At 62.3% G+C, this 17,593-nt stretch carries 18 protein-coding genes; 9 read left to right on the top strand and 9 right to left on the bottom strand.

Features of this window, described 5'->3' with window-relative positions:
• Nucleotides 1-359: 359 nt before the first annotated feature.
• The 6 genes from NKH33_RS32550 to NKH33_RS32525 form a co-directional block, all read right to left on the bottom strand.
• A complete protein-coding gene (locus NKH33_RS32550; RefSeq protein ID WP_352474855.1) occupies nt 360-866 on the bottom strand; it encodes an L-2-amino-thiazoline-4-carboxylic acid hydrolase in 507 nt (168 codons plus the stop codon).
• Nucleotides 863-1,654: an ATP-binding cassette domain-containing protein gene (locus NKH33_RS32545; protein WP_352474856.1), complete on the bottom strand. Its 792-nt coding sequence runs from the start codon at nt 1,652-1,654 to the stop codon at nt 863-865. The genes NKH33_RS32550 and NKH33_RS32545 overlap by 4 nt, the downstream gene beginning before the upstream one ends.
• Entirely contained in the window at nt 1,651-2,478 is an 828-nt protein-coding gene (locus NKH33_RS32540; protein ID WP_352474857.1) for an ABC transporter ATP-binding protein, read from the bottom strand. Before NKH33_RS32540 ends, NKH33_RS32545 begins: the two co-directional genes overlap by 4 nt.
• A complete protein-coding gene (locus NKH33_RS32535) occupies nt 2,475-3,305 on the bottom strand; it encodes an ABC transporter permease (RefSeq protein ID WP_352448411.1) in 831 nt (276 codons plus the stop codon). The genes NKH33_RS32540 and NKH33_RS32535 overlap by 4 nt, the downstream gene beginning before the upstream one ends.
• Complete coding sequence (locus NKH33_RS32530; RefSeq protein ID WP_352474859.1) at nt 3,302-4,288, bottom strand: ABC transporter permease; 987 nt, start codon at nt 4,286-4,288, stop codon at nt 3,302-3,304. The genes NKH33_RS32535 and NKH33_RS32530 overlap by 4 nt, the downstream gene beginning before the upstream one ends.
• A gap of 273 nt (nt 4,289-4,561) precedes the next feature.
• Complete coding sequence (locus NKH33_RS32525) at nt 4,562-6,172, bottom strand: ABC transporter substrate-binding protein (RefSeq protein WP_352474860.1); 1,611 nt, start codon at nt 6,170-6,172, stop codon at nt 4,562-4,564.
• Between the two features lie 366 nt (nt 6,173-6,538).
• Here NKH33_RS32525 and NKH33_RS32520 point away from each other — a divergent pair, with 366 nt between their 5' ends.
• Together NKH33_RS32520 and NKH33_RS32515 are read left to right on the top strand one after the other, a co-directional pair.
• Nucleotides 6,539-7,744 (top strand): M24 family metallopeptidase, encoded by a 1,206-nt coding sequence (locus NKH33_RS32520; protein ID WP_352474861.1) that lies wholly within the window; start codon nt 6,539-6,541, stop codon nt 7,742-7,744.
• A 62-nt stretch (nt 7,745-7,806) separates the two neighbouring features.
• Nucleotides 7,807-8,409: a hypothetical protein gene (locus NKH33_RS32515; protein WP_352474862.1), complete on the top strand. Its 603-nt coding sequence runs from the start codon at nt 7,807-7,809 to the stop codon at nt 8,407-8,409.
• A gap of 2 nt (nt 8,410-8,411) precedes the next feature.
• Here NKH33_RS32515 and NKH33_RS32510 read toward each other — a convergent pair whose 3' ends face one another.
• The 3 genes from NKH33_RS32510 to NKH33_RS32500 are packed head-to-tail and all read right to left on the bottom strand — an operon-like array spanning nt 8,412 to nt 10,902.
• Nucleotides 8,412-8,828: a cupin domain-containing protein gene (locus NKH33_RS32510; protein ID WP_352474863.1), complete on the bottom strand. Its 417-nt coding sequence runs from the start codon at nt 8,826-8,828 to the stop codon at nt 8,412-8,414.
• A gap of 26 nt (nt 8,829-8,854) precedes the next feature.
• Nucleotides 8,855-9,694 (bottom strand): phosphoenolpyruvate hydrolase family protein, encoded by an 840-nt coding sequence (locus tag NKH33_RS32505; RefSeq protein ID WP_352474864.1) that lies wholly within the window; start codon nt 9,692-9,694, stop codon nt 8,855-8,857.
• A gap of 11 nt (nt 9,695-9,705) precedes the next feature.
• The gene (locus tag NKH33_RS32500) at nt 9,706-10,902 is read right to left on the bottom strand and encodes a Tm-1-like ATP-binding domain-containing protein (protein WP_352474865.1); all 1,197 of its coding nucleotides are present in this window, start codon (nt 10,900-10,902) and stop codon (nt 9,706-9,708) included.
• 109 nt (nt 10,903-11,011) lie between these two features.
• Here NKH33_RS32500 and NKH33_RS32495 point away from each other — a divergent pair, with 109 nt between their 5' ends.
• From NKH33_RS32495 to NKH33_RS32465, 7 genes are all read left to right on the top strand, one after another.
• Nucleotides 11,012-11,707 carry a TetR/AcrR family transcriptional regulator gene (locus tag NKH33_RS32495; RefSeq protein ID WP_502896450.1) on the top strand — a complete coding sequence of 232 codons (696 nt, stop codon included), beginning with the start codon at nt 11,012-11,014 and terminating at the stop codon, nt 11,705-11,707.
• Between the two features lie 357 nt (nt 11,708-12,064).
• Nucleotides 12,065-13,381: an ABC transporter substrate-binding protein gene (locus tag NKH33_RS32490; RefSeq protein WP_352448404.1), complete on the top strand. Its 1,317-nt coding sequence runs from the start codon at nt 12,065-12,067 to the stop codon at nt 13,379-13,381.
• A gap of 74 nt (nt 13,382-13,455) precedes the next feature.
• Nucleotides 13,456-14,361 carry a carbohydrate ABC transporter permease gene (locus NKH33_RS32485; RefSeq protein ID WP_254816733.1) on the top strand — a complete coding sequence of 302 codons (906 nt, stop codon included), beginning with the start codon at nt 13,456-13,458 and terminating at the stop codon, nt 14,359-14,361.
• A 1-nt stretch (nt 14,362) separates the two neighbouring features.
• Nucleotides 14,363-15,322 (top strand): carbohydrate ABC transporter permease, encoded by a 960-nt coding sequence (locus NKH33_RS32480; protein WP_292661213.1) that lies wholly within the window; start codon nt 14,363-14,365, stop codon nt 15,320-15,322.
• Nucleotides 15,319-15,540 carry a hypothetical protein gene (locus NKH33_RS32475; RefSeq protein ID WP_352474866.1) on the top strand — a complete coding sequence of 74 codons (222 nt, stop codon included), beginning with the start codon at nt 15,319-15,321 and terminating at the stop codon, nt 15,538-15,540. Before NKH33_RS32480 ends, NKH33_RS32475 begins: the two co-directional genes overlap by 4 nt.
• Nucleotides 15,537-16,640 carry an ABC transporter ATP-binding protein gene (locus tag NKH33_RS32470; protein WP_352474867.1) on the top strand — a complete coding sequence of 368 codons (1,104 nt, stop codon included), beginning with the start codon at nt 15,537-15,539 and terminating at the stop codon, nt 16,638-16,640. The genes NKH33_RS32475 and NKH33_RS32470 overlap by 4 nt, the downstream gene beginning before the upstream one ends.
• Nucleotides 16,640-17,593: ABC transporter ATP-binding protein (locus tag NKH33_RS32465; protein ID WP_352923605.1), on the top strand; the 954-nt coding region annotated here is incomplete at its 3' end. The genes NKH33_RS32470 and NKH33_RS32465, both read left to right, overlap by 1 nt.

The raw sequence follows: 17,593 nt of genomic DNA, 5'->3' as shown, positions 1-17,593 counted from the left end.
TAACTTCGCTCGTAAGGGCGACCTTAAGAGCGCAGCCTCGCTACCGTGCCGTCCTCTCGCAAGGCGGCCTTCGCCGGAGGGTATCCGCAATCCGACAGAATCTCGGATTGATTTGATTGCCGTGGCTCGAGGCCACAACCATGAACCCACAAAGACGTCTCCGGCCGGACACTTAGCAACCCGGACACTTAGCAACGAAGCCGACACAGCGGGACACCGAGGCGGATACTGTCCGCACGAATTCCTTGCAATGCACACATCAAAATCCCCGCTTGCCTTATGGCGCCGGGGTGTTTGGCTCCGTGCTGCCCAACGGAACGGAACTCTACTTCTTCGCCGACATGGCTCGAGCTGCAGCTCTAACCGGCATCGCGGTTGGTCAAGGCGATGTGGCAGCAGCCGGAACCGTGGCCCGCCGTCCAGGTGACGTTGTCGAAGCGCACTCCGGTGGCCTCGAACAGGCCGCGATCGAAGGCGCCGGCGATGCGGCAGAGCGTGGCGAGCTTCTCGTCATCGATGCCGGCTTCGACCCAGGCGTCCTTCAGCGGGCAGCGCCTGACCCTGAAGGCGATGCGGTCCGGGCCGCGTTCGACATCGGTCGGATACATGCGGCCGCCATCCGGGCTGACGGCCAGGAACGCCTCGCCGATCGCCGGTGCGTCGTTGGGGCCGAAATCGGCGAAGGCCGCCGCCGCAACCTCCCTGCCTCGCCGTTCGATGGTGCGGATCATGATCGCCTCAGCCTTTTCCGCGCCAACTTCCGCGGTCAGCTCGTCGAGCAACAGACGATAGAGATCGGCACGGTTGCGGAAGGCGGAATCGAGTTCGCGCGACAGTTTTTCGGCTCGGGCTTCGGCGTCGGTCATGATGCGTCCTGTTCGATCCTTGACAGTCTTGGCGCTGCCGCCACCAGCGCCTTGCCGATCGCGGATTGCGGCGCGTCGATGACGCTGCGGGCATCGCCGCTCTCGGCAATTCGCCCGGCGTCCAGAATGGCCATGCGGTGGGCGATGGCACGGACGACGCCGAGATCGTGCGAAATGAACAGATAGGCGATGCGCTCCTCGCGTTGAAGATCGAGCAGCAGTTGCAGGATCTGCGCGCGAACCGAAACGTCGAGCGCCGACACGGCCTCGTCGAGCACGATCAGCGACGGTTTCGTGGCAATGGCGCGGGCGATTGCAACGCGCTGGCGTTGGCCGCCGGAAATCTCGTGAATGGCGCGGCCGGCGAGACCGGGGCTGAGGCCGACGCGTTCCAGCAGAGCTGCAATTCGGCGCGGGCGCTCGGGGCCGGAGGCAATGTGATGGATGCGCAGAGGGTCGTCGAGCACACGCGCGACTGTGGCGCGTGGGTTCAAGGCGGCGAGCGGATCCTGAAACACCATCTGAAGACGGGCGCGCCGGCCGCGCAAGGCAGCGCCGTTCAGCGACAGGAAATCGCTGCCTTCAAATTCGATACTGCCGGTATCGAATTCGACGAGCCGGAGCACTAGACGAGCTATCGTCGACTTGCCGCTGCCGGAAGGTCCGGCCAGCGCCAGCGTCTCGCCGGGGTCGATGTGGAAGGAAACGTCGTCGACCGCGGCGATGGTCTTGCCGCCGCGACTGTATCGTTTGGTCAGGCCGGAAACGGCGAGCAGCGGACTGGTCATGTTCGCCGCAACAGCGGCTCGGCGTCGAAGCCGAGATGAGCGTCAAGCAGCACACGAGTGTATGCGTGACGCGGCGCATTGACGATTTGGGCTGTCGAATCGAGCTCGAGCAGCTCGCCATGCCGGAACACCGCTATGCGCTCTGCAAGCTCAGCGGCCAGCGCAATGTCGTGGCTGATGAACAGCAGCGTCATACCGTCCTCGGCCACCAGTCGCCGGATCAGCCCGACAATCTCGGCCTGCACGATGGTGTCCAGCGCACTGGTCGCCTCGTCGGCGACCAGCAGTTTCGGCCCGGCCGCAATCGCTGCGGCGATCGCCACGCGCTGCTTCTGGCCGCCGGAGAGCTGATGTGGAAAGGCACGCAAAGCGACATCGGGGTCGGGCAGACGGACCCGTTCGAGCAGGGTTTTTGCCTTGGCATAGGCGTCTCGCCAACTGAGGCCGAGATGGGTGTAGGCGACTTCCGCGATCTGCTTGCCTATTGGCATCACCGGATCGAGACTTGCGGATGGGTCCTGGAAAATAAAGCCGATGTCACGGCCACCGATTGGAGCATGGTCGCGAAGACCGGCAGGTGCCTTGGCACCAAACATTGGTGGCGGGCGCAGGAGCCAATCGATACGGCCTTCGATCTTGGCAGTGGCCGGCAGCAGCCCGGCAATGGCTAGCGCCAGCGTGCTCTTGCCGGAACCGCTCTCGCCGATGATGGCAAAGCGCTCGCCGGCGGGGATGTCGAGGCTGACATTCTTTAGCGCCGCCACCTCGGCGCCGTCGCGGCGATAGGTCACCGTCAGACTGCGAATCGAAGCAAGCGCCGTCACGACAGGCTCCTCCTCATCGCCGTGGTCTCGACGACGCCTTCGCCGGTGAGATAGACGCCGAGCACGGTCAGCACGAGCGCTACGCCCGGAATGATCGACAGGAAGGGCGCGGTGCGCAGCACGGCGCGGCCTTCGGCGATCATGCCGCCCCAGGTTACGCGGTTGGGGTCGCCAAGGCCGAGGAAGGACAATGCCGCTTCGGTGAGAATCGCCGCGGCGACGATCACCGACGACAAAGCCATTACCGGCGGCAGCGCATTGGGGAGCACCTCGCGAAAGGCGATCTCCAGCGGATGCATGCCGATGACGCGGGCGCCGGCAACAAAATCGCGCTCGCGGATCGACAGCACTTCGGCGCGCGCCACGCGTGCCGGTCCGGTCCAGGCGCCCAGCGCGATCGCAGCGACGATGACGCCGAGCGACGGCCCGACGATGCTGACGAAAGCCAAAGCCAGCAGAAAGGCTGGGACGGTCTGGAAAGCGTCGGTGATGCGCATCAGCATCTCGTCGACAAGACCGCCGGCAAAGCCGGCCAACGTGCCGATCACGGCACCGACGGCAAGGGCGGCGGCGGCTGCTGCCAGCCCGACCGCCAGCGAGGTGCGGGCGCCGTGGAAAAGCTCGGCAAGCACGTTGCGGCCGAGGCGGTCGGTGCCGAGTGGCAACGACCAGTCCTGGAACGGCGGCAGCAACGCCGGCCCGGCAATCGCCTGCGGATCGCCGGGAAAGAACAAAGGTGCGGCAAGCGCGACGGCAAACAGCGCCGCCAGGATGACCGCGCCGGCGATCGCTTCCGGGGTCCGGAGAAAGCGGCGAAGCGGGCTCACGCGCCGGCCTCACTGGCGCCGACGCGCGGATCGAGGAAGGCGTAGGCGATGTCGACGAGAAGGTTGATGATGACGACCAGGACAGCGCTGGTGAGAATAATGCCGAGCAGTAGTGGGGTATCCCGCGCGGCCACCGCTTCCTGCGCCAGCCGGCCGAGGCCGGGGACGGAAAAGACGCTCTCGATGACGACGCTGCCGCCCAGCATTTGCGCCGACTGCAGGCCGAACATGGTGACCAGCGGCAACAGCGCGTTACGGGCGACGTGAGCGAGCACGATGCGACGGCGGGAAAGTCCCCTGGCACGGGCGGCCAGCACAAAGTCCTGCCGCCACACCTCGGCCATGCCGGCGCGCATCATGCGCAGATAGAGCGCGAGATAAATGAAGCCGAGCGCCGAAACCGGCAGGACGAGATGGCGGGCGATGTCGGCGGCGCGATCGAGGCCGCTCTTGGCCGAGGCGATACTCTCGATGCCGCCGATCGGAAACCAGCGCAGGTCGACGGCGAAGACAATGATCAGCACAAGCCCGAGCCAGAAGCCCGGCACGGCATAGAGCGCCAGCGAACCGATGGACAGGAAACGATCGCGGAAGCTGCCGGGACTGGCGCCGACATAGATGCCGAGAGCCGAGCCGAGGCCGAAGGAGAGCGCCGTGGCGCTCCCCATCAACAGCAGCGTGTTGGGCAGGCGCTCGAGGATGACATCGCGGATCGGCCGCGAAAAGCTGACCGATTGGCCGAGATCGAGATGCAGCAGCGCCCAAAGATAATTGGCCAGCCGCGTCAGCTCCGACTGGTCGAGCCCCCAGCGGTGACGCAACAGCTCGATCATGCCGGCGTCGCCACCGGTCGAGACAATGTAGGCATCGACCGCATCGCCGGGAGCGGCTTCGAGCAACAGGAACGTGCCGATGACGACAATCAGCAGCACGAAGATGCTGCCGACGAGACGGCGGCGAAGGAGGATGACGGCGCGGGTCATGGCGCAACGCCGATAGGAGAGCCAAGTCTTCCGTGCCGCGCTTTACGGCGCCCCCCTCTGTCCTGCCGGACATCTCCCCCACAAGGAGGGAGATTGGCAGTTTCGGCGATGCCGGCCGTCTTGCAACGCTGGAGATTGGCGAAAGCGACAATGACAGCCGATCTCCCCCCTCGTGGGGGAGATGTCCGGCAGGACAGAGGGGGGCGCGAAGGAACTCTCATAGCCGAAGCTGAGCACCCACATAGGCGATGTGCAAGTCTTGAGCCGACCTGCCTAAGCCTCCAGCCAAGTGTCCGCCCAGTTCGATACCGCCCAGCGCGGGTTGTTGGCGATGTTGTTGACCGTATCGCGGGCGACGCTGATGAAACTCCATTCGGCGACGTTGATCAGCGGCAGGTCGGCGGCAACTTTTCTCTGGAACTCCTTGTAGAGTTCGGTGCGGGCGGCGGTGTCGAGCGTCTCCGATGCCTTGGCGATCAGGGCGTCGAGATCGGCATTCTTGTAGCCACCCTGGTTGGAGAAGGGCACGCCGTCGGGAATACCGCTCTGCACCAGGATGGTGGTCGAGATCGCCGGATCGCCGCGGAACACCGGCGGCCCGACCGCAAGGTCGAAGGCGTGGTCGGTGTAAACCGCCTTGATGTGCGCGGCAGAGTCGTTGTTGACCAGCTGGGCGTCGATGCCAATGACGGCGAGCGCCTGGCGCAGATAGTCGCCGAACTGCTTGGTTTCGTTGAAGTAAGGCGCCGGCAGCAATCTCAATGAAAAGCGCTTGCCGTCATCGCCCCGGCTGTAGCCGGCCTCGTCAAGCAAGGCATTGGCCTTGGCGACGTCGAAAGCGTAGGTCGGCACGTCGGCGGTGTAGAATTGCGGGTCGTTTTTCGGCACCGGGCCAGTGGCGGTGGCGGCATAGCCAAGGAATACCGTCTCGACGACGAAATCCTTGTCGATGGCGTGAGCGATCGCCTGGCGTACTTTCAGGTCGGCCAACTCCTTGCGGCGATGATTGATCTCGACGACGAGCTGGTAGGTCAGCCCTTCATAACCCTTGGTGATCACCTTGAGACCGGGCACTTTGGAGATGCGGTCGAGATCGGCCAGGGGCACGGCGGAGAAGGCGGCGAGCTGGATCTCTTCGGCTTCCAGGGCGCTGGCCGCCGACGTGCGGTCCGGCAGCACCTGATAGATGATCTCGTCGAGATAGGGCTCGTCCTTGCCCCAATAGTCGGTGTTCTTCTCCAGCCGGTAATATTCGCCGGGCTTGTGTTCGGCAAATTTGAACGGTCCGGTGCCGACCGGGGCGTTGTTGGCCGGGTTGTCCTCGATCTTTCCGGTCTCGTAGATGTGCTTGGGCACCACGCTGCTCAGCGCCGGCAAGGCGTTGCGGATCAGCTGGAACGGTGTCGGCTTGGCGAATTTGAACACGGCGGTGGTTTCGTCCGGCGTGTCGACGGCCTCCAGATCCTTGAACACGGTGCGGCCGAGATTCTGCAGCGGCTTCCAGACCTGCAGCGCCGAGAAGGCGACATCGGCTGAGGTGAATGGCTTCCCATCATGCCATTTGACGCCCTCGCGCAGTTTGAACGTCAGCGACAGGCCGTCGGCGGCACCTTCCCAGCTGAGCGCCAGCCGCGGATCGAGCCCATCCTTGCCGCCGAAGGAGGCCTCGGCCAAGGTTTCCACGATCTTGCTCGAGATGAAGAAGACGCCGTTCGAGGCGACAATCGCCGGATTGAGATTGCGCGGCTCGGAATCGGCAGCGACAACCAGTCGTCCGCCCTTTCTCGGCGTCTGCGCCGAGCCGATCGTCGGCATGGCGGTGGAGGCCAACAGCAACGCCGAACCGGCCAGCATTGTACGTCTGGAAATGGTGAACTCTGGCATGATCGAACTCCGTCCTCTCCGCGGACCCAGCCGGGTCCGCCGTACCCCTCGGACGCTCGTAAGCATCCTGCAAAGCTGATTATGGGCCTTGTGCGGGGTTTCGCCAAAGACGGAATTGGCGCATCTCTACGTGGCTTTGAAATTTCCGTCCGCTGGACCAGTTGTACAGAAAACGGTTCGACGCGCGGTTCTAGCAGGACCAGGCTGGGGTAAAGTGCAGCAGGTGGAGCAGCTTTTGGGGCTGGTTCGCCCGTTCTGGCTGGACCAGATCGGGCAAAATGATGCAGATTTAAGCATAGCCGAGGTTCAGAGCCGGAAAAGCCGGTGCCGGCGAGCGGCCGGCTAAGGGATTTCAGGGAGAGAGACATGAACATTGCCCCAGGCAAGAATGCCGTCGGCAGCGTGCCGTTCGACCAGGCCAGGGTGGACGGGCTGATGGAGGAGGCCGGCATCGACGTGCTGCTCGCCACCTCCAAGCACAACACGCAATATCTGCTTGGCGGCTACAAGTTCATCTTCTTCGCCGCCATGGATGCAATCGGCCACAGCCGTTATCTGCCTTTCGTCGTCTATGAGAAAGGTGGGCCGGAGCATGCCGCCTACATCGGCAACCGCATGGAAGGCGGCGAGCACCAGAATCATCCATTCTGGACGCCGACACTGCATGCCGCCTGCTGGGGTACGCTCGATGCCGCCAATCTGGCGGTCGAGCATTTGCGAAAGATCACCAAGGGCAATGCCCACATCGGCATCGAGCCCGCCTTCCTGCCGTCCGACGCCTATATGCTGATCCGCAACGCGCTGCCGGATGCCAAGCTGATCGATGCGACTGATATGCTGGAGCGCATGCGGGCAATCAAAACCGAGGCGGAGCTGGAAAAGCTGCGCATCGCTTCGGAGCTGATCACCGATTCCATGCTGGCGACCATCGGCTGGGCACGCGAAGGCACGACAAAGAGCGAGATCATCGAACATCTCAGGCGCGAGGAGACCAATCGCGGCGCGCATTTCGAATATTGCCTGTTGACGCTAGGCTCCAGCCACAACCGCGCAGCCTCGCCGCAGGCGTGGAAACGGGGCGAAGTGATGTCGATCGATTCCGGGGGCAACTACCACGGCTATATCGGCGATCTTTGCCGCATGGGCGTGCTGGGCGACCCTGACGCCGAACTCGAGGATCTGCTGGCCGAGATCGAGACAGTGCAGCAGGCGGCCTTCTCCAAGGTCAAGGCGGGCACGCTGGGCGGTGACATGATTTCTCATGCCGAAGGCGTTCTGAAGAAATCCAAGGTTGCGGCCTATACTGATTTTTTCGCGCATGGCATGGGGCTGATCACGCATGAAGCGCCGTTCCTGATGACCAACCATCCGGTGACATATGAAGGCACCTATGCCGCAAAGCCGCTGGAGAAGAACATGGTGCTTTCGGTCGAGACGACCATGCTCCACCCGACGCGCGGCTTCATCAAGCTGGAGGACACGGTGGCGGTGACCGATGCCGGCTACGTCATGTTCGGCGATCGGGGCCGGGGCTGGAACAGAGGCGGGGGCGGCTTAGGCGCTGGTACCTAGCCCGTTCTTGAGATTACCTCGTTCGAGCAAACAATTGGTCACACCAGCGAGCATTTGCCGATATGGAACGCGAACTGCCCAAGCAGGTCTTTATCGACGGGTGCGAGCAGATCTCCATGGAGTTCGAACCGATTGGGTTCCGCTTTGCGAAAACCGGTCCTCATGCGAGTCGTCGGGCCGGCGACTGGGCATTCAAAATCTCCTTTCAATCAAACTATCTGAACGTCGGCGGCGAGTACGTCGAACTCGTCGTGCATGCGTCGGTCTACAGCAAGGCAATAAAGGAGTGGGACGAGCGGACATGGAACATCGCAAACCCGCATACCCGCCAGGCTGAAATCGCGAACATCGTTGCCAACATCCAAACGACTGTCCTGCCGCTCTTCGAACGTTTCGACGTTCCGCGCAAACTAGCCGAACAGGTCGCATGTTCTGAAGTTCCGGGCTTCATGTTCCCTGAAAATGCTGTTCGATTTGTACTCTGGCAGCTTGGTCCGGAGGCAGCGGAAAACTGTTTGTCCTACTGGGTGGCGCGCTTACCTTCGCCGGATGCTTTCCGATCAGAGCGCGATGTCCCCACTTTGCCGGATAGGCTCGCTCTGGGAAGCGATACTAACAACCTAGCAAGGGTCGCTCGTGCGATGAAGATTGGCCTCAGCCTGTGACATTATCTGCCCGGCGGGATCAACCTGAAATCCGGCAACTCCCGCAATGCCAGTTCCGGCCCTGCCGGCGAATAGACGACGAAAAGCTGCATGCCCGCATCGCCGGTATTGAGCGTCGAGTGGAAGCGGCTTTCCGGCACATAGATGGTGCAGCCGGGGCCGACTTTCTCGACGACCGGGTTGCCTTTCTCGTCTTCGACCATCTGCTCGCCATTGCCTGAGATGACAAAGATGATCTCCTCCGCACCCGGATGGTTATGACGCGTATGGCCTTTGCCTGACGGTAGGTCGACGACACCACCGGAAAATCGCTTTGCGCCGTTCACTTCGGGAGCGACCGTCAGCGACAGCCTGCCCCAGTCGAAGCCGAAGGCGCTGACGTCTTTTGGATATACGAATACCTTGCTGTTCTCCGTCATCGTTCCACCCTTCTGTTTGCTGGTCTCTACGCAGCGCCGAACGTGACCGCCTTGAAATCCGCCGTCTGCCTGGCGATTGAGGCTTCCGCCGGCAGCCGCTCCATCGAACTGGCGCCATAGAACCCGTGCAGGCCCTTGCAGCGCTCGAGAACATATCTGGCGTCGTCCGGCATCGAGATCGGCCCGCCATGGCAAAGCAGGATCATATCCTCGCGCACTGAGCGTGCCGCTTTGGCGATGGCGTCGATCTCGCTCACACAGTCGTCCAGCGATTTAGCCGATGTCGCGCCAATCGAGCCGCCGGTGGTCACCCCCATATGGGCGACGACGATGTCGGCGCCAGCTGTTGTCATGGCGCGCGCCTCGTCTGCGTTGAAGACATAGGGCGTGGTCAACAGGTCGAGTTTGTGAGCCTCGGCGATCATGTCGACCTCGAGCCCGAAGCCCATGCCGGTTTCTTCAAAACTCTGCCGCATCTGGCCGTCGAACAGGCCGATAGTCGGAAAGTTCTGCACACCGGAAAAACCCATCGTCTTCAACTCGGCCAAAAGCAGCGGCATGATGACGAAGGGATCGGTGCCGTTGACGCCGGCCAGCACCGGCGTCTTCTTCACTACCGGCAGCACTTCGTAGGCCATTTCCTTGACGATCTCGTTGGCGTTACCATAGGCGAGCAGGCCGGCGGCCGAGCCGCGCCCGGCCATGCGGTAGCGGCCCGAATTGTAGATGATGATCAGGTCGATGCCGCCGGCTTCCTCTGCCTTGGCCGACAGGCCGGTGCCGGCACCGCCGCCGACGATCGGCACGCCGTCCGCGATCATCTTGCGGAATTTCTCCAGGATTTTCTTGCGCGGTATGGCGGCCATGTCTTGGTGTCTCACTGTCTGGCGATGTCGAGGAAGGCCGTTGTGGCAGCCCAGGCGAATTCGGGGTCGTTGATATGAAGCGGCAAACGCAGCACGCGCCGCGTTTTGGCGGGTTTGATGGTACGCTCGATCGCCTCGAACAAAGCGGCATCGGCTTCAGGGTCGAAGAAGGCGCCGCCTTCAATGTCGAGCGCCGACACGCCTTTCTCCGGAATGAGGAAACGAACCGGACCCTGGCAGAGGCTCAGCCTTGCACCGATCCATTCGCCGATCGTTCTGCTTTCGTCGGCAGTGGTGCGCATCAGTGTGACGTTTGGATTGTGCTCATAGAACAGCCGGCCGCGATAGCGTTCCGGAATTGTCGGCGGCGCCCAGAAATTGACCATGTCGAGCGCGCCGACCGAGCCGACATAAGGCAGCCCGGTGCGGGCGATGGCGCCAAAGCGATCCTCGGTCGCCGGCAGCACGCCGCCAAACAGCAAGTCGCAGACTTCGGTCGTTGTGATGTCGATGACGCCGGACAACAGGCCGCTGTCGGCCAATTTTTCCATGGTGCGGCCGCCGGTGCCGGTGGCATGAAAGACCATGCAGTCATAAGTCGAACGAAGCTCATCGGCGATCGCGGTCACGCATGGCGTGGTGACGCCGAACATGGTGAGGCCGAGCGACGGTTTGCCGTCGGGCGGCGGCGCCGGCTTTGTCGCCATGCCTGATATCGCCTGGGCGGCATTGTGCAGCACGACACGCGAAAGCCGGTTGAGGCCGGCCATGTCGGTCACCGACGGCATCATGACGATGTCGGAGACGTCGACGTAAGGCGCGGTGTCACCCGAGGCCAACGTCGAAACCATGATCTTGGGCAGACCGAGCGGCAGCGTGCGCATGCCTGCGGTGATGATCGAAGTGCCGCCACCGCCGCCAATGCCGATAATCCCGGCAATATCGCTGCGCGACTGGACAAACCGGGCAAAGGCGGCAGCCATCGCCGCCACCGCGGTGCCGCGATCGTCGACGCCGAGTACGGCATTGCGACCCTCGGAATGGTGGCTGGCGACCTCGTCTGCCGAAACATCGACCGGCGCGGTCGCGCCGCGTGTTCCGATGTCGACACGGGCAATCGAAGCGCCGGTAGCGGCGACCGCATCGGCCAGAAACGCGAGTTCCTCGCCCTTGGTGTCGGCGGTGCCCACCACATAGATGCGCTTCATCGCGTTTCCCCGGTCTTGGGCGTGTTCGGCGCTGCCGCCCCTTTTTGTCCGGCCGTTCGACGGCGCGAAGGACCATTGCAATTTTTTGAGACACGCGTATCGTATTGACATGAATGTCTCACGTCAACAGGCGGCAATCGACGACGATGCCAGCCAAGGGCCGAACCCCCAGGTAGAGCGCGGGGCCCGCGCGCGCACCAGGCGTCTCATGCTGGAGACGGCGACAAAGCTGATGCAGGCGGGCGCCACGCCCTCCGTCAGCGAGGTGGCGGAGGCAGCGGAGGTCTCGCGCGCCACCGCCTATCGGTATTTTCCGAGCCAGGCGGCGTTGGTGCAGGCGGTGGTCGATGAGGGGCTTGGGCCGATCCTTACGTGGAAATCGAGCTCTGCCGATCCCGAGCGCCGGGTCGCCGAGCTGTTCGAGACCGCCATGCCGCGCATCGAGGTCTTCGAAGCGACGTTCAAGGCGGCGCTGAAACTGTCGCTCGACCAGTGGGCGCAGCGACAGGCAGGCACGCTTGACGGCGAACCTGCCTTCACCCGCGGCCATCGCGTCGATCTCTTGAAAGATGCGATCGCGCCACTCAAAGGCCGGTTGCCGCCGCGCGAATTCAAGCGGCTCGCGCAGGCGCTGTCATTGATCTTCGGTGTTGAGGTGCTGATCGTTTTAAAGGATATATGGGGATTGGATAGCCGCAGTATGATGTCGGTTGCGCAATGGGCGGCCGGCGCTCTTGTGCGCGCGGCTATGACCGAATCGATGATTGAAGGAGATGGGATCGCGCCGATGACCGCCGTGAGATGACGCCAATCTGGTTCGACCAGATTTTCAACCTGGCTATTCATGCTACTAGCGATGCAGCGGCCCAAGTAAGGCATTCATGTATCAAGGAGTAGGAAAATTCAGGGAAAACAGGCAGATATCGCAGAAGCCAACTTGTCTGCGTGTCCGCCACCGTCCAAGAAAGGGCTTGACGTTCCTCTTAAATTGGTAATACCAGATCAGGACAAATAAAGCGGATCAAAGGTGAAGGCTGAGATCCGTTTCGGTCGAGCGAGGAGGCTCACAGACCGAAACGGTGCCGTCACGGGAGGACTACCAGGGCCGGCCTCGATGCCGGTTCTCATGAACGGTAGAATGCGCACAAGGGAGGAAATCATTATGCGCAAGACAATGACCAGCTTGCTTGCTGGTATCGGCCTAGTGCTCGCCTGCGGAACGTCCGTCTACGCGCAGGAAAAGGAACTTACAATCTTCTGGGCGGAATGGGATCCGGCCAATTACCTGCAGGAACTCGGCAACGAGTACGAGAAGGAAACCGGCGTCAAGATCACGGTGGAAACCACACCGTGGCCCGACTTCCAGACCAAGGCCTTCACCGAGTTCAACGCCCATGGCGACGCCTACGATATGGTCGTCGGCGACTCGCAATGGCTTGGTGCTGGCTCGACCGGTGGCCACTATGTCGACCTGACCGACTTCTTCAACAAGCACAAGGTCGGTGAAGTGATGGCACCGGCCACGGTGAAATACTATGCCGAATATCCGGGCGGCAGCAGCAAGTACTGGGCCATTCCGCTCGAAGGCGACGCCGTCGGCTGGTCCTATCGCAAGGACTGGTTCGAAGACCCCAAGGAAAAGGAAGCCTTCAAGGCCAAGTATGGCTACGATCTCGACGTGCCGAAGGATTTCAAGGCGCTACGCGACATCGCCGAATTCTTCTACCGGCCGGACCAGAAAAAATACGGCATCGCCATCTACACCGACAATTCTTATGACGCGATGGCGATGGGCTTCGAAAACGCGCTGTTCTCCTTTGGCGGCGAGCTGGGTGACTATAAGACCTACAAGGTCGATGGCTTCATCAACTCCGACAAGGCGATCGCGGCGCTCGACGCCTACAAGGAACTCTACAAGTTCACGCCTCCGGGCTGGGCCAAGTCGTTCTTCGTCGAGGACAACCAGGCGATCACTGAAAACCTGGCCGCGATGAGCATGAACTACTTCGCGTTCTTCCCCTCGTTGATCAACGAGGCGTCGAACCCGAACGCCAAGAACACCGGCTTCTTCGCCAATCCAGCCGGACCTGGCGGCGACCAGTTCGCCGCACTCGGCGGTCAGGGCATCTCCATCGTTTCCTACTCGCAGAAGCAGGAAGAGGCGACGAAGTTCCTGGAATGGTTCATCAAGGACGAGACCCAGAAGAAATGGGCAGCGCTTGGCGGCTACACCTGCAGTGCCGCCGTGCTCAAGTCGCCCGAATTCCAGAACGCCACGCCCTACAACAAGGCGTTCTACGAGACCATGTTCAAGGTCAAGGACTTCTGGGCGGTTCCGGAATATGCGGAACTGCTGCAGCAGCTCAACCAGCGCATCTATCCTTACATGATCGGCGGCGAAGGCACCGCCAAGGAGACGCTGGACGCACTGGCAGCCGACTGGAACGCGACCTTCAAGAAATACGGCCGCGGCCAATAAGCATGAAGTTTCACGGAGGGGGCGTTCGTGCCTCCTCCGTTTCTTTTTCTGATTCTTGAACCGGGAGCAGGGTCTTGGCGACCACGATGATCACCACGCTGGACAGGTCCTCGCGGGCCGCCGCTCGCGGTCTAAGCGACATTTCGATCCGCAATCTCTTCATCATCCCGACGATCCTGTTTCTGATCGTCTTCAACATCTTCCCGCTGATCTATTCGCTGGGCTATTCGTTCACCGATTTCCGCGCCTCGACCAGCGCGGCGGCGAATTTCGTCGGGCTGCAAAACTATCGCGACCTGCTCAGCGATCCCTATGTCTGGTCCAACTTCGCCATCACCGCAAAATACGTCATCATCTCGGTCGCCGGCCAGCTGCTCGTCGGCTTCGGCGTTGCCATGCTGCTCAATCGCGACATTCCGCTCAAGGGCCTGCTGACGACGCTCCTGTTGTTGCCGATGATGCTGTCGATGGCCGTCGTCGGCCTGTTCTGGAAGCTGCTCTACGATCCGTCCTTCGGCATCATCAATTATGCGCTCGGCCTCGGCACCTTCGAATGGCTGTCGAATCCGAAAATGGCGCTCTATGCGGTTGCGCTGACCGACATCTGGATGTGGTCGCCCTTCGTCATGCTGTTGTCGCTGGCCGGCCTGTCGGCCGTGCCCAAGCATCTCTACGAGGCAGCCGCGATCGACAGGGCCGGACCGTTCTACACCTTCTTCCGCATAACGCTGCCGCTGGTTGCGCCGATCCTGATGATCGCGGTCATCTTCCGCACCATGGAGGCGTTCAAGACCTTCGACCTCGCCTACATCCTGACCAGCCAGCCGACGGCCGAGCTGATCTCGATCCGGCTCTACAAGATGGCGTTCCAGGAATGGCAGACCGGGCGTTCCTGCGCGCTCGCCTACATCGTGCTAATCATGGTGCTGGCGATCACCAACATCTATGTCAAATACCTCAACAAGGTGAAGGAGCGCTGAGATGGCCGCAGTCCGCACTTCTTCCGAAATCACCTTCAACCGGGTCGCCATCGTCGCTGTCCTGCTGGTGACGATCATCTTCCTGGCGCCGATCTACTGGATCGCCTCGACGGCGTTCAAGCCGCGCAACCTCGCCACCACCATTCCGCCGACGGTGGTTTTCCAGCCGGAGATATCGCCCTTCGTCAAGTTGTTTACCAAGCGTTCGCAGCTGCGCAGCCCGCCGTCGCCGGAGGAGTACGCGGCTGCGCCGTGGTGGGAGCGCGTCGTCTTCAATGGGGGCGAAAAGATCGTGCGCGACGGCAAGGGCCAGGTGCAGTGGTCGGGCTATCCGAGCCGTTTCATGAACTCACTGATCGTTGCCATAACCTCGACCGTCCTGGCCGTCGGCATGGGCACCTTCACCGCCTATGGGTTCTCGCGCTTCAAGGTAAAAGGCGAGGCGGACCTACTGTTCTTCATCCTGTCGACACGCATGCTGCCGCCGGTGGTCGTCGCCATTCCGATGTTCCTGATGTACCGGGCGGTCGGCCTCAACGATTCCCATATCGGCCTGATCATCCTTTACACCGCCTTCAACCTGTCCTTCTCGGTGTGGCTGATGAAAGGCTTCATGGACGAGATCCCCAAGGAGTATGAGGAGGCGGCCCTCGTCGACGGCTATACGCGCATGGAGGCCTTCTTCAAGATCGTGCTGCCCGAGGCCGCCACCGGCATCGCCGCCACCGCCGTGTTCTGCTTTATCACGGCGTGGAACGAATATGCCTTCGCACTGATCATGACCAGCCGCCGTGCCCAGACAGCACCGCCCTTCATCCCCAGCCAGGTCGGTTCCGGCCTGCCGGACTGGACGGTGATTGCCGCCGGAACCTTCCTGTTCCTGCTGCCGGTCGCGATCTTCACCTTCCTGCTCCGTAATCACCTGTTGCGCGGCATGTCGTTTGGAGCGATCCGCAAATGAGCTTTCGCGAGATCAACCAGAAATATCTCGAACCGGGCAGCCAGGTGCTGATGGTGCTCGGTATCATCGCGCTCTGCCAGCCGTGGAACATGCTGCTGCACAGCTATGGCGTGACCATCATCCTGATCGGCCTGATCGGCTTCAACATCACCTCCAAGATCGCGCCGGAGGAGAAGGCCGGCACCGGGCAAGGGGCAAATCCGGGGGCACAGCATTGACCCAGATCGAGCTTCGAGGCGTCCAGAAATATTTCGGCGCCGTGCAGGTCATAAAGGACCTCAACCTGAAGATCGACGACAACGAGTTCATCGTGCTGCTCGGCCAGTCGGGCTGCGGGAAGACGACGACGCTCAGGGCGATTGCCGGGCTGGAGACGATCGACGGCGGCGACATCCTCATCGACGGCAAGCCGGTCCAGCACCTCAAGGCCGCCGATCGCGATATCGCCATGGTCTTCCAGTCGTTCTCGCTCTATCCGCATATGAGCGTCTATGAGAACATCGCCTTTCCGCTCAGGGCGACGCGCAAGAGCAAGGCCGAGATCGACAGCGAGGTGCGCTCGGTCGCCAAGACGCTGCAGATCAGCGATCTCCTCGCCAAGAAACCGTCGGCGCTGTCGGGCGGCGACATGCAGCGCGTGGCGATCGGCCGAGCCTTGGTGCGGCGGCCGAAGGCGATGCTGATGGACGAGCCGATCGGGGCGCTCGATGCCAAGCTGCGCGAGGAGATGCGGGCCGAGATCAAGCGGCTGCACATCAAGCAGGGCTCGACCAGCATCTACGTCACCCACGACCAGATCGAGGCGATGAGCCTCGCCGACCGCATCGTCATCATGCATGAAGGTGTGCTGCAGCAGGTTGGCTCGCCGGACGAGGTCTATTCGCATCCGGCGAACCTTTTCGTCGCGCAATTTGTAGGCAGCCCGGTGATGAACGTCGCCGACGCTTCGGTGACCGAGAAAGCCTCGTCGGCCTCGGTCACCGTCGGCGATGCGGCCGCCGGTTTCGAATTCCCGCGCGCCTTGCTGTCGAAGCTCAACGGCCATGCCGGCGGCCAACTCGCGCTCGGCATCCGGCCGGAAGGCGTCCTCGTCCGCCGCGAAGCAGCCGAAGGGTTCTTGCCGGTGGAGACGCAGATCGTCGAGCCGCTCGGCTCCTTCGACATCGTCGACCTCAAGGTCGGCTCCAAGATGCTGCGTGCGCGCACCAAGAGCGGCTTCATCGGCGGCCCCGGCGAAAGAGTCTTCGTCAGAATCGATCCCGGCCAGGCGCATTTCTTCGACACGGCGAGCGGCAAATCGCTGGGAGTGAGACTCTGATGGCCCACATCCAGCTCAAGAACATCTCGAAGAAATTCGGCAACCACACCGCCTTGACCGGGCTCGATCTCGACATCGCCGATGGCGAGTTCTTCGTCCTGCTCGGCGAGACCGGCGCCGGCAAGACGACGACGCTGCGCATGATTGCCGGCCTGGAAAAACCGAGCGAAGGTCAGGTCTTGATCGACGGCGTCGATGTCGCCGATTGGGGCGCGGCGGAGCGCGACGTGGCGCTGGTGCTGCAGCAATATTCACTCTACCCGCGCTATACCGTACGCCAAAACCTCGAATTTCCGCTGAAGCCGAAAATCCGCCGGCTGCCCGATGCCGAGATCAAGGATCGCGTCGACCGCGCCGCCAGGACGCTGCGGATCGAGCATCTACTCGACCGCAAGACCGACCGGCTTTCAGGCGGCGAGATGCAGCGCGTCTCGATCGGCCGCGCCATCGTGCGCAAGCCGAGGGTATTCCTGATGGATGAGCCGTTGTCGGCGCTCGACGCCAAATTGCGCGAAGCGCTGCGCACCGAATTGAAGAACCTGCAGATGCAGCTTGGCGCCACCTTCCTGTTCGTGACGCACGATCAGATCGAGGCGATGTCGATGGGTGACAAGGTCGGCGTGCTCAACCATGGCCGCATCGTCCAGACCGGCACGCCGTACGAGATCTACAACAATCCGCGCGACACCTACGTGGCAAGCTTCGTCGGCTCGCCGCCGATGAACCTCATCGACGGCAAGCTTGTCAACGGACGTGCGGTGATGGCACCGCTGAATTTCGAATTGCCGTTTTCGGGGGGTGCCAAGACTTCGGGGGGGCTAAAGACGGGCGCGGGGGCCGCCCGGGGGCCCCGCGGGGGGGGGATTGTGCCGGGAGCCGGGGGGAAGGCGACCCGCGCGCCCGGGGGGGGCGGGGGGGCCCCAGGGGGGCGGCACGGGGGGGGGAAGAAAAGG

Source organism: Mesorhizobium sp. M1182 (assembly GCF_040318335.1).
Classification (GTDB): Bacteria; Pseudomonadota; Alphaproteobacteria; order Rhizobiales; family Rhizobiaceae; genus Mesorhizobium.
The sequence above is the reverse complement of the archived record's forward strand: the minus strand, read 5'-3'. Positions and strand labels throughout refer to the sequence as shown.